Raw genomic sequence first — 11,812 nt, 5'->3', positions numbered from 1 at the left:
ACAAAGGCGCCGGCCGGAATGGGAGTGTAGGAAATCCGTGCGGGGTCGCCCGACCATTCGGACCGGGCGCGTCATCCGGCTGGCCAAGGGCGAGCGAAAAGCCGCAGACTGCTCGTCCGCACACAGGACCTCGACATGGATAGCTTGCCCACCCTGCGTACCGAGCGTCTGCTGCTCACGCCCCTGCAACTGGCGGATGCCGACGCCATCCAGCACCTTTTCCCGCACTGGGAAGTGGTGCGTTATCTGGATAGCCGCGTGCCCTGGCCCTATCCCGATGACGGTGCCTTGACCTACGTGCGCGACCTGGCGCTGCCGGCAATGGCGCGCGGCGAGGAGTGGCACTGGATGATCCGCCTGGCCAGCGCACCCGGCGACGCCATCGGCAGCATTTCCCTCTTCGACCAACCCGGCAATCACCGGGGGTTCTGGCTCGCGCCGAGGTGGCAAGGCCGGGGTTACATGACCGAGGCCTGCGAAGCGGTCACCCGCTACTGGTTCCTGACCCTGGAGCGGCCGCTCATGCAGGTGCCCAAGGCCATCGTCAACCAGGGCTCGCGGCGCATTTCCGAACGCGAAGGCATGCGCTGCATCGACAGCAGCGAAGGCCGTTTCGTCAGCGGCGTGCTGCCGCGGGAAACCTGGGAGCTGACCCGCGAAGAATGGCTGGCACGCCATGCAGCCGACTGAACGGGCCTGGCAAGGCGAGCTGTGGCTGGGCGCGGACTTCTGCCTGGTCGCCGGCACCACCGGCCACGCCCGCCCACACGCGCACTACGCGCATCAGCTGCTGATGGCTCGCGCAGACGAGGTGCAGGCGCTGGTGGACGAGCAACCGCAGCGAGGGTCGCTGCTGGTCATTCCGTCGAACCGGCGCCATGCCATCCAGGCCAGCGAGCAGCCCGTCATCACCCTCTTCGCCGAACCGCTGGCTTTCGAGCTGACCGACCTGGAGCGCGTCTGCCGAGCCACCGGGCCGGACCTGCCAGCGCTCGCCGCGCAACTGCAAGCCCTGCCTCGCCGTGCACTCGACCCGCGCCTGGGCAAGGCCCTGCAACGCATCCGCGCCCTGGACGATGGTGCCCTGCCCGCCCAGGAGCTGGCCGAAGAAGCCGCGCTATCGTTGAGCCAACTGGAGCGGCTGTTCAGCGGCACACTGGGGCTATCGGTACGTCGCCTGGTGCTCTGGCAGCGGCTGCGCCAGGCGCTGCGTCTGGCCATGGCCGGCGACAGCCTGACCAGCGCCGCCATTGCGGCGGGCTTCGCCGACTCCGCGCACTTCTCCCGCAGCGTGCGCAGCCAGTTCGGCATTCGCGCCGACCTGACGCTGCGCCAACTGAAGCTGCGGCTACTCGACTAGCGCACGGCGCAGCTCTGCCGGCAATGGCGCCGGCGGGTGCGCTGCATCGGCGCGGCGGAACGGTTCGGCGAGCTGCGCGAAGTACGCCAGCGGGTAGTCCGGCCGGTCGCCGATGCCCACGTCGTCCTCTGCCAACTCATAGCCGGGCAGGTACAGCGCGGTACCCAGCAGGCGATCCCAGAAGCTGAAGAACAGCGCGAAGTTGACGTCGCCCGCAGTGCCGTACTTCAGGTGATGCAGGCGGTGCAACGGCGCCCAGGCGAACACATGGCGCAGCACACCGATACGCATGTCGACGTTGCTGTGCTGCAGCAGCAACTGGATGGCGATGGCGAAGGCCAGCAACGCCGCAACCTCCACGGGAACACCGAGCAACAGCAGCGGCAGCGTGCCGCCCAGGGCTTCGAGCATCTGGTGCAGCGGGTGCTTCATCAGGCCGTTGAAGCCGTACATGCGCGTCACGCTGTGGTGCACCGCGTGCAGACGCCAGAGCAGCGCGGAACGGTGGCTGGCGTAGTGCACCAGGGTGATGCCGAAGTCAGCCATCAGCAGCGCCGCCAGCAATTGCAGCACCAGCGGCCAATCGCTTGGCCACAACCCGAAATGCGGTAGCCACAGGGCCAGCAGAGGAATCGCGGCAATGCCCAACGCGTTCAGCGTCTCGTTGACCAGCGCATGGATCAGGTCGCGGGCGCCATCGCCGTGACTCTCGTTCCAGCCCGCTCGATGCGGCCAGAATCGCTCGGCAACAAAGGCCAGCAGGATCGCCAGCGGCAACAGCGCCGGCAGACAGAGCAGCGAAACGCCTTCACCGACCAGGTACAGGGCCAGGCCGATGAAGCCGAGGAAGAACGCGGGGGCGTAGAGGTGTCGCATGGGGCAGCTCCGGTACAAGTGGGAGTCACCAGTGTTCCCGTTGCCGCATCACCGGCGCTTGAACAATCCGCGCATCTCGTCGGCTCAACGCCGCCAGGCACACCCCAACGCACTGAGCGCCAGTATCAGCGCCGCTCCGGCGTAGGCCCAGATCGCCGGCACCTGCGGCAGCAGCACGCCGGCAAGGATCGGCCCGAGCCCGGCGCCGATATCTCGCCAGACCGCATTGCCGGCCAGCGCCTGGATGCGCGCCTGCGGGTTGCGCTGCGCCACCAGCGTCACCACCAGCGGCAGTTGCAGCGCGCGCAACACCAGCACGAAGAAGGCGCCGACGAACAGCCAGTAGCTGCCGAACATCAGCAGCGCCAGCGAGGTGGCCAGCGACAGGATCACCAGCATGCGTAGCGCGCCGAAGCGGTCCGCCAGTCGCCCGCCGAAGGGGCTGAAGAGCATCTCGCTGAGATAACGCACCGCCATCAGGATGCCCGCCACCAGCACGCCGGTGCCGCCCAGGTGGGTCTGTGCGTAGAGCGACAGGCCGAAGATGAACAGGCCGTCCAGCGTCACGCCTTCGATGAAGGACCAGGTGGCGATGCTGTCCGGCAGGCGCAGGCGGCGACCGCTGCTGACGGGAATCTCGTGCCCCGTGGCCGGCAGCGCGCGAGCGCGCCAGAGGCCGCACAGGGCTGCCACGCAAAGTACGAAGAACACGCTGCGCGGCCCGACGGCCTGGGCCATCACCGCCCCCAGCGGCAGGGCCAGCATCGGCCCGATGGACAAGGTTGCCCGCGAGCGCCCGGCGCGCCGCGCAGCGCCTTGAGCCTCAGCGGTGGCGAGGGTCTGGGTGCTGAGGTTGAAGGTGGCGAAACACAGGCCCCAGACCAGGCGAAACACCAGCAATGTGGCAAACCCGGAGAGCGTCGCCGAGGCCAGCGCGCAGGCTGCCGTCGCCAGCGCCGCCAGGCTGCAGGCGGCACGGTCGCCATGGCGAGCGTAGAAACGCACCACCCAGCCGTAGCCGACGATGCGCACCAGGCGATTGGCCGCCAGCAGGATGCCCGCTTCCACCAGGGTCACGCCGAAGTCCGCCGCGTACATCGGCAGCAACAGGTAGAGCAGCACGTCGGCGGGCAGGCACAGGCCGAGCACCTGGGCGGAGTTGCGCGAATCTCGATCGGCGCGGCGCAGCAGCGCCTGCTCGGCAGCGGACGACATGACAGTCTCGTGACGGCGACGGGGCCCGCAGGATAACCCGGCCCCCGCCCCGCAAGACAAGCCTTACGCCCGCCCCGGCGGCTGTGCTATCGCGCGAGTGTGCGCAGGAAGGAGGCGATCACCTGGCTGCTGCGGCGCTCGGCCAGGTAGTACAGGTAGGTCTCGGTGAACACCGGGTCGCCGATGATGCGGATGGCCTTCAGGCGAGGATCGGCGATGTATTCCGCCTCGGACACCACGCCGATGCCGATGCCACGGATCACCGCCTCGCGCAGCGCCTCGCGGCTGCCGATCTCCATGGCGATGCGCGGTGTGACATCCGCCGCTTCGAGCACCCGCTCCAGGGCGACGCGGGTGGTCGAGCCCTGCTCGCGACGCAGCAGCGGCTGGCCCTGCAGCGCCTGCACCGACACCGCGTCGTGGCGGGCAAAGGGGTGTTCGGCGTGGGCGAAGAGGATCACCGGGTGCCGCGCATACAACTCGGCGACGAAGGCGGGATCGTCATGCAGCCCGGCCAGCACGCCGACATCGGTCACGTAGTTCTCCAGGTCGGCGAGCACCGACGCCGAGTTGCCGATACGGATCGATACGTCGATCTGCGGATAGTCCCGGCGATAGCGGTCGACCATCTCGATCACATGGAACGGCCCCACCGCGCCGACCTTCAGCTGGCCGCGATTGAGCTGGCCGGAATCGCGCAGCAGGTTGGTCGCCTCGGATTCGAGCATCGACATCTGCTGGGCAATGGGCAGCAAGGCGCGGCCCACGGCGGTCAGCTCGATGCGACGGCCACGGCGGTGGAACAGCTCGACGTTGAACTCGCGCTCCAGGCCCTGGATCTGCGTGGTCGCCGTCGGCTGGCTGAGGCCGATGGCCCGTGCGCCGGCGCTGAAGCTGGCGTGGCGGGCGACGGCGAGGAAGGTACGCAGGCGGGCGGTGGACATCCATAGCTCCTATCAATGGATTTGCGTGCAAACCCATATTGATCTGATGGCGTGACTGTCACATGACAGCCCTAGCTTTGGCGCTACCGAACACAACCTCCGGGTAACGCCATGACTTCGCTGACCAGACTGTTCCGCTTCGCCGTGCTGCCGCTCGCCTTCGCCTCCGCCCTGCTCTCGACTGCCCAGGCGCAGGACGCCCTCACCGTCGGCCTGATCCCCTCCGAGGATTCCCAGGCGATGATCAAGAGCAGCCAACTGGTGCTCGACCAGCTGCAGGAACGCCTGGGCATGCCGGTGAAGCCTTTCGTGGCCACCGACTACAACGGCGTGATCGAAGCCCTGCGCGCCGGCAAGCTGGATGTCGCCTACCTCGGGCCGTTCTCCTACGTGCTGGCGAACCAGGTGGCCGGCGCCGACGCCTTCGCCGTGGCGGTGACCAAGAAGACCGGCAGCAGCGCCTACCACAGCCTGATCATCGCCCGTAAGGACAGCGGCATCCGCAGCCTGGACGACCTCAAGGGCCACACCTTCGCCTTCGTCGACCCCAGCTCGGCCTCCGGCCACCTGTTCCCCAAGGCCGGCCTGGAGCAATCCGGGCATGACCCGAAGGCGCTGTTCTCGCGGGTGATCTTCTCCGGCTCCCACGACGCCAGCATCCTCGCCGTGGAGAACCGCAAGGTGGATGCCGCCGCCGTGGCCGACCGCATCCTCGCCGGCGCGATCAGCGCCGGCCAGGTGCAGCAGGATGACTTCCAGGTCGTCTGGACATCCGACGACATCCCCGAGTCGCCCATGGTCTGGCGCAAGAACCTCGACCCGGAACTGCAGAAGAAACTGGTCGCCGCGTTCGCCTCGATCAAGGACGTGCCGTGGGGCGACCAGGGCCTACTCAACGGCTTCCAGCCCACCAACGACGCCGCCTACAACGTCGTGCGCGACACCGCCAAGGTGCTCGATCTCGACCTGCGGAGCCTGAAATGATCCGCGTCGCCCAACTGACCAAGGGCTACGGCGACAACCCGGTGCTGCGCGAGATCGACCTGCGCATCGAGGCCGGCGAGTTCGTGGTGATCCTCGGCCAGTCCGGCGCCGGCAAGTCCACCCTGCTGCGCTGCATGAACCGCCTGGCGCAGGCCGACAGCGGTACGCTGCAGGTCGCCGGGGTCGATGCGCTGCAGCCCCGCGACCAGCGCGAGCTGCGCCGCCGGGTGGCGATGATCTTCCAGCAGCACAACGTGGTGCCGCGCCTGTCGGTGCTGAAGAACGTGCTCACCGGGCGCCTGGGCTGCGTCGACACCCTCGCCTCGGTACTGCAACTGTTCAGCCGCGAAGACATCGCCCTGGCCCGCGAATGCCTGCGCCGGGTGGAGCTGGAACACAAGGCCGATGCGCGCACCGATTCGCTGTCCGGCGGGCAGATGCAGCGCGTCGGCATCGCCCGCGCGCTGGCCCAGCGGCCGCAGGTGATCCTCGCCGACGAACCGGTGGCGAGCCTCGACCCGAAGACCGCGCAGCTGGTCATGCACTACCTGCGCGAAGCCACCCGCACCCTGGGCATCACCGTGGTGTGCAACCTGCACCAGGTGGACCTGGCACGCGAGTTCGGCGACCGCATCGTCGGCCTGGCCAACGGCCGCGTGGTCTTCGACGGCAGCGCCGGGGAACTGGATGAATCGGCCCTGCAGCGGATCTACCAGCAACGCCCAAGCGGCGAGGCGACCGCCTACCAGGCGGCGGCTCGCGCGGTGTACACCAGCGGCACAGGAGTCGGCGCATGAACCTGCGAAGCCATCAGTGGATGGTCGAGACGCCACACAGCAAGCGCGGTTGGCTGACCACCGGCGCCGCCGTTCTGGCGGTGATCTACCTGCTGCACTGGAGCGCCGAGGGCGCGCAGCTGAGCTGGAGCGAACTGGCCAGCGGCCTGCCGCAGATCGGCGACTTCCTCAGTCGCTCGCTGCCGCCGGACCTGAGCATCCTCCCCAGCCTCTGGCGCCCGGCGCTGGAAACCCTGCAGATCGCCCTCTGGGGCACGCTGCTGGGCATCGTCCTGGCGGTGCCGCTGGGTTTCCTCGCCGCGCGCAACCTGCACGGCAACCGCTGGCTGTACCTGGGCACGCGGCAATTGCTCAACGTCATCCGCAGCATCAACGAGTTGATCCTCGCCCTGGTGTTCGTCTCGGCAGTCGGCCTCGGCCCCTTCCCCGGCGTACTGGCCCTGGCGCTGCACGGCGTGGGCATGCTCGGCAAGTTCTTCGCCGAGAGCATCGAGGAAATCGACCAGGGCCCTATCGAAGCCTTGCAGGCCACCGGCGCGCGGCCGTTGCAGGTGATCGCTTTCGGCGTGCTGCCGCAGGTGATCACCGCGTGGATCGCCGTGGTGCTCTACCGCTTCGAGGTCAACCTGCGCTCGGCCACCGTGCTCGGCATGGTCGGCGCCGGCGGCCTGGGCTTCGAACTGGTGAGCAGCCTGAAGCTGTTCAAGTACCAGGAGACCGCCACCTGCATCCTCGTCATCACCGTCATGGTGGTGCTCGCCGACCTGCTCTCCAACCGCCTGCGCCACGCCATCCAGGGCAACGGCCGGCACTGATCCACCCGCCCTCTTCAACCCTGCCGCGTGCGCCTTCCGGGCGCGCGCCGGGCAGGCTCATGCCTGGAGTTTGCGCCAGATGTCCGCACCCGCCGCTATCGGTCAGGCCGATGCCCACCTGCGATCAATCGATTGGAACGAAACCGACGAGGCCCGGAGCATGGCCGCACGTTCAAACAACAACAAGGAACTGCCCATGCCTGCCCGATTCCACAATCCGGTCGCCACCGTTTTCGGCGGCGGCAGCCTCGAGCGCATCGCCGACCTGTGCCAAGGCAAGGTCGCCCTGGTGACCTTCCCCGAAGCCGCGCAACTGGGGCTGATCGAACGCGTCCGCCACCTGCTGGGCGACCGCCTCGCCTACGTCATCGACGACGTGCAACCCAACCCCGACGTAGCCTGGCTGCGCGACGTGCACGAGCGCTTCTGGCGTGAAGCGGGCGACTGCACCACGGTGTTCGCCCTCGGCGGCGGCAGCGCCATCGACACCGCCAAGGCACTGGTCGTCGGCACCGGGTCCGGGCGCTTCGACGAACTGCTCGACCTGCTGGCCGCCGGCAAGCCCTTCGTCCCGGCACGACACAAGATACTGGTCGCCGCGCCGACCACCGCCGGCACCGGCAGCGAAGTGACGCCCTGGGCGACCATCTGGGACGCGCAGCAACAGAAGAAGTACTCCCTGCACCTGGATTGCACCTGGCCGCAGGTGGCGCTGATCGACCCGGACCTGATGCTCAGCGTGCCCGCCGGGGTCACCGTGTCCACCGGGCTGGACGCGTTGTCCCACGCACTGGAATCGATCTGGAACCACAACGCCAACCCGATCTCCGACACCTTCGCCATCTCTGCCATCGAAGACATCCTCGACTGCCTGCCGCGCCTGCAGCAGGACCTCGGCAACCGTGAACTGCGCTCGCGCATGGCGCTGGCCGCGCTGAAGGCCGGTATGGCCTTCTCCAACACCAAGACCGCGCTGGCCCACTCCATCTCCTACGAGATGACCCTGCGCCACGGCCTGCCCCATGGCATCGCCTGCTCGTTCACCCTGCCGCTGGTGCTGGGCCTGGCCTGGGGTCGCGACGCCGACCGCGACCGCGTGCTGCAGCGCGTCTTCGGCAGCGACCTGAAGGGCGCCCAAAAGCACCTGCGTGAATTCCTCCATCGCCTCGGGGTCAAGACCGAGTTCGGCGACTACGGGGTGACCGCAGCCGAAGCCGAAGCGATGATCGACTTCGCCATGCAGGGCGCCCGCGGCCGCAACTTCATCGGCTCGCAAGCCGCCTGAGGCCGTCCTTTACCGGGAGGCCCTGGCTGCCGCCTTTTCCTGTTGCACCGAAAACCTATTGCACCGAAGAAGAGTGCCGACACGCCGAGCCTTGCGCCGGCGCGAGCGAACAAGAAGGAAAACAACCATGAACCGTGCACAAACCCTGCCTGGCCTTGAGTCATCCGTGTCGCCCTTCCGCGTGGCGCAGTGGCGCATGCTGCTCGCCGCGATGTTCTGCTACCTGTTCTTCTATACCGGCCGCCAGACGTTCGGCTTTGCCATCCCCGGTATCCAGGCCGAGTTCGGCCTGAGCAAGGAAACCCTCGGCTGGGCCTCCAGCGCCATGCTCTGGATGTACGCCATCGGCCAGGCCATCAACGGCAACCTCGCCGACAAGTTCGGCGGCCGGCGCATCATGAGCCTGGGCGCGGTGCTGTCCTGCGGCGCCAACTGGGTCACCAGTTTCGCCGGCGGCTTCGCCAGCCTGATCCTGCCGTGGGGCATCAACGGCTACTTCCAGGCTCTGGGCTGGGCGCCGGGCAGCCGCCTGCTGTCGAACTGGTGGAGCGCCGCCGAGCGCGGCAAGGTCTACGGCTTCTACGTGTTCGCCGCCGGCTGCGCCTCGGTGCTGTCGTACATCACCTCGGTGGTGGTGATCGATGTGTTGCACCTGGAGTGGCGCTGGATCTTCCGCCTGCCGGTCCTGCTGATGCTCGCCGGCGGCATCGTGTTCTATCTGGTGGCACGGGAACGCCCGCAGGACATGGGCTTCGAGCCGCTGGCCGACACCGGCGTGGCGAATGCCGAGGACCGCTCCAGCGAAGCGACCCACGGTGAAGAGGAAAGCTCGACGCAGCGCTACCTGGCGGTGCTGAAGAACCCGCGCCTGCTGGTCGCTGCGCTGTCGCTGGGCTTCCAGAACGCTGCGCGCTATGGGCTGATCGTCTGGGTGCCGGTGCACTTCCTCGGCGCCGACTGGCAGAAGGGCCAGAGCTTCATCGACCCGAAGTGGATCACCATCGCCCTGCCGGTCGGCATGGCCGTCGGCGCACTGAGCAATGGCTGGGTGTCCGACCGCCTGTTCGGCAGCAAGCGCTACCGCGCGATCATGCTCTACATGGTGCTCGGCGCCCTCACCAGCCTGTGGATGTGGAGCCTGCCGGCGCACAGCAGCATCGGCCTGCTCGCGCTGTTCCTCTGCGGCTTCTTCGTCTACGGCCCGGCGTCGAGCTTCTGGGCGCTCTGCCCGGACCTGGTCGGCGCGCGCCGCGCCGGTACCGCCACCGGGATCATGAACTTCTCCTCCTACCTCTTCGCGGGTCTGGCCGAACCCCTGATCGGTCGCATGCTGGACACGACAGGCAATACTTCGCTGATCTTCATCGTGGTCACCACGGCCTGCGTGTGCAGCGCGGTGGTCGCCCTGTTCGTCCGGCGCTGAGGGCACGGCAATGAGCCAGGCCTTCCTCACAGAGAGACCTCATGTACCAGTACCACAAGTGGTTGCGCTCCTTTCACGCCGTGGCCCGCACCGGCAGCTTCACCCAGGCCGCGGCGCTGCTCAGCGTCGGCCAGCCGACCATCAGCGAGCAGGTCAGCGGCCTGGAGAAGCGCTTCAGCGTGGAGCTGTTCCATCGACGCGGGCGCTTCATCGAGCTGAGCCCGGCCGGCGAGCAGCTCTACGCGATCACCCAGGGCCTGTTCGGCCAGGAGGACGAAGCCTTGCAACTGCTGCAGAGCTTCCAGCAGCGCAAGCAGGGCATGTTGCGCATCGGCGCGGTGTCGCCGCCGATCGCCATGAGCCTGACCTACGCACTGATGCAGCGTTACCCGCACATCGAACTGGAGACCTCCTTCACCAGCGAGGCCGGCACCCTGGAGCGGCTGTACAACTTCGATATCGACGTGGCGATCCTCGCCCTCTCGGAGTTCGACCAGCGCCTGAGCACGCAGCTCTACCGCACCTGCCCGATCCTCGCGGTGGTACGCGACGACCACCCCTGGGCGCAGCAGGAATCGGTCAGCGTGCAGGAGATCGCCAGCCAGCGCGTGGTGTTGCGCGAGCCGGCCTCGCGCACCCGCCAGTTGGTCGAGGAAGGCTGCCGGCAACATGGCGTGGAGCTGGACTGCGCGATGCAGCTGAACAGCCGCGAGGCCATCGTCCATGCGGTGGTGCACGGCATCGGCGTGGGCTTCGTCTCGGCGGTGGAATACGCCGACCGGCCCGGCACGCGCTCCATCGCCTTCGCCGAGGACCCGTTCCACATCGACTACTACCTGTGCTGCCTGGGCATCCGCCGCAAGCGGCCGATCATCGCCGAGCTGTTCGACTCCACGGCCTGATTTTCCACCCGAACACCCCGTGACACCGCGAGCCTGCCATGACGCCGGGCGGGCCGCGCTCATCCTGCCTTTCACCAAGAATCCCCTCACAGGAGCACCGCCATGCACTACCAGCAACCCCAGCAACTGCAAGCCGCCATCCTCGACTGGGCCGGCACCGTGGTCGACTTCGGCTCCTTCGCGCCGACCCAGATCTTCGTCGAGGCCTTCGCCGAGTTCGGCGTGCAGGTCAGCCTGGAAGAAGCCCGCGGCCCGATGGGCATGGGCAAGTGGGACCACATCCGCACCCTGTGCGACATCCCCGCCATCGGCGAACGCTACCGTACGGCCTTCGGTCATCTGCCCACCGACGACGATGTCACCGCCATCTACGAACGCTTCATGCCGCTGCAGATCGAGAAGATCGCCGAGCATTCGGCGCTGATTCCCGGTGCGCTCGATGCCATCGCCGACCTGCGCAGGAACGGGCTGAAGATAGGTTCCTGTTCCGGCTACCCGGCGGTGGTGATGGAGAAGGTCGTGGCGTTGGCCAAGACCAACGGCTATGTCGCCGACCATGTGGTCGCCACCGACGAAGTGCCCAACGGCCGCCCGTACCCGGCCCAGGCGCTGGCCAACGTGATCGCCCTGGGGATCAACGATGTCGCGGCCTGCGTGAAGGTCGACGACACCTGGCCGGGCATCCTCGAAGGCCGCAGCGCCGGCATGTGGACCGTGGCGCTGACCTGCTCGGGCAACGCCCTGGGCCTGACCTACGAGCAGTACAAGGCGCTGCCGGCGGAAAAGCTTGAGCAGGAACGCCGCCGCATCGGCCAGATGTTCGAGGGCTCGCGGCCGCATTACCTGATCGACACCATCGCCGAACTGCCGGCGGTGATCGCCGATATCAATGCGCGCCTGGCGCGGGGCGAGATGCCGCAGAGCAGCTGATCCCGAGCGAGAACGAAGAAGGCCCGCCTGATGCGGGCCTTCTGCTTTCTGTAGGAGCGAGCTTGCTCGCGAACATCGCCGCGGGGAATCGGTTCGCCAGCAAGCTCGCTCCTATATAAGGATCGGCCATGCATCCCGTGATATCACGGCAATAGCACTTCAGACCGTTCGTCAGGCCTCTGTAAACATTCGGAACAAAATTTCCGTCCTTCATCTCGAACCGTCGGAGCTGTCATATCCGCGTTACACATCCGACAGCGGTGTATCAACGGATTTACAGC

12 protein-coding genes are annotated in these 11,812 nt (G+C 67.5%); 9 read left to right on the top strand and 3 right to left on the bottom strand.

Features of this window, described 5'->3' with window-relative positions:
• Window positions 1–135: 135 nt before the first annotated feature.
• Complete coding sequence (locus GJV37_RS07610) at window positions 136–690, top strand: GNAT family N-acetyltransferase (protein WP_170858480.1); 555 nt, start codon at window positions 136–138, stop codon at window positions 688–690.
• The gene (locus tag GJV37_RS07605) at window positions 677–1,360 is read left to right on the top strand and encodes a helix-turn-helix domain-containing protein (RefSeq protein WP_193452277.1); all 684 of its coding nucleotides are present in this window, start codon (window positions 677–679) and stop codon (window positions 1,358–1,360) included. Before GJV37_RS07610 ends, GJV37_RS07605 begins: the two co-directional genes overlap by 14 nt.
• On the opposite strand, the gene GJV37_RS07600 is transcribed toward GJV37_RS07605, so the two are convergent.
• The 3 genes from GJV37_RS07600 to GJV37_RS07590 all read right to left on the bottom strand — a co-directional run bounded on the left by GJV37_RS07600 (window position 1,349) and on the right by GJV37_RS07590 (window position 4,395).
• Window positions 1,349–2,236, bottom strand: coding sequence for a sterol desaturase family protein (locus GJV37_RS07600; protein ID WP_193452276.1), 888 nt, complete (start codon window positions 2,234–2,236; stop codon window positions 1,349–1,351). The two genes, GJV37_RS07605 and GJV37_RS07600, sit on opposite strands and share 12 nt — an antisense overlap.
• Window positions 2,237–2,320: 84 nt before the next feature.
• Window positions 2,321–3,451, bottom strand: coding sequence for an MFS transporter (locus tag GJV37_RS07595; protein ID WP_170858477.1), 1,131 nt, complete (start codon window positions 3,449–3,451; stop codon window positions 2,321–2,323).
• 86 nt (window positions 3,452–3,537) lie between these two features.
• The gene (locus GJV37_RS07590) at window positions 3,538–4,395 is read right to left on the bottom strand and encodes a LysR substrate-binding domain-containing protein (RefSeq protein ID WP_193452275.1); all 858 of its coding nucleotides are present in this window, start codon (window positions 4,393–4,395) and stop codon (window positions 3,538–3,540) included.
• Between the two features lie 111 nt (window positions 4,396–4,506).
• Here GJV37_RS07590 and phnD point away from each other — a divergent pair, with 111 nt between their 5' ends.
• The 7 genes from phnD (at window position 4,507) to phnX (ending at window position 11,531) form a co-directional block, all read left to right on the top strand.
• The gene (phnD, locus tag GJV37_RS07585) at window positions 4,507–5,379 is read left to right on the top strand and encodes a phosphonate ABC transporter substrate-binding protein (protein WP_024763505.1); all 873 of its coding nucleotides are present in this window, start codon (window positions 4,507–4,509) and stop codon (window positions 5,377–5,379) included.
• Complete coding sequence (phnC, locus tag GJV37_RS07580; protein WP_193452274.1) at window positions 5,376–6,176, top strand: phosphonate ABC transporter ATP-binding protein; 801 nt, start codon at window positions 5,376–5,378, stop codon at window positions 6,174–6,176. The genes phnD and phnC overlap by 4 nt, the downstream gene beginning before the upstream one ends.
• On the top strand, window positions 6,173–6,991 hold the full coding sequence (phnE, locus tag GJV37_RS07575) for a phosphonate ABC transporter, permease protein PhnE (protein ID WP_193452273.1): 819 nt from the start codon (window positions 6,173–6,175) through the stop codon (window positions 6,989–6,991). The genes phnC and phnE overlap by 4 nt, the downstream gene beginning before the upstream one ends.
• 196 nt (window positions 6,992–7,187) lie before the next feature.
• Window positions 7,188–8,276: an iron-containing alcohol dehydrogenase PsrA gene (gene psrA, locus GJV37_RS07570; protein WP_193452272.1), complete on the top strand. Its 1,089-nt coding sequence runs from the start codon at window positions 7,188–7,190 to the stop codon at window positions 8,274–8,276.
• Window positions 8,277–8,403: 127 nt separating this feature from the next.
• Window positions 8,404–9,699: an MFS transporter gene (locus tag GJV37_RS07565; RefSeq protein WP_193452271.1), complete on the top strand. Its 1,296-nt coding sequence runs from the start codon at window positions 8,404–8,406 to the stop codon at window positions 9,697–9,699.
• Between the two features lie 41 nt (window positions 9,700–9,740).
• The gene (locus GJV37_RS07560) at window positions 9,741–10,601 is read left to right on the top strand and encodes a LysR substrate-binding domain-containing protein (RefSeq protein WP_024763510.1); all 861 of its coding nucleotides are present in this window, start codon (window positions 9,741–9,743) and stop codon (window positions 10,599–10,601) included.
• A gap of 102 nt (window positions 10,602–10,703) precedes the next feature.
• Entirely contained in the window at window positions 10,704–11,531 is an 828-nt protein-coding gene (phnX, locus tag GJV37_RS07555) for a phosphonoacetaldehyde hydrolase (protein WP_084357286.1), read from the top strand.
• The last annotated feature ends 281 nt before the right edge of the window (window positions 11,532–11,812 follow it).

The organism is Pseudomonas nitroreducens (assembly GCF_010994165.1).
In the GTDB taxonomy this organism is placed as follows: Bacteria; Pseudomonadota; Gammaproteobacteria; order Pseudomonadales; family Pseudomonadaceae; genus Pseudomonas; species Pseudomonas nitroreducens.
Note: the sequence above shows the minus strand (reverse complement) of the source record. Positions and strands in the feature narration are given on the sequence as shown.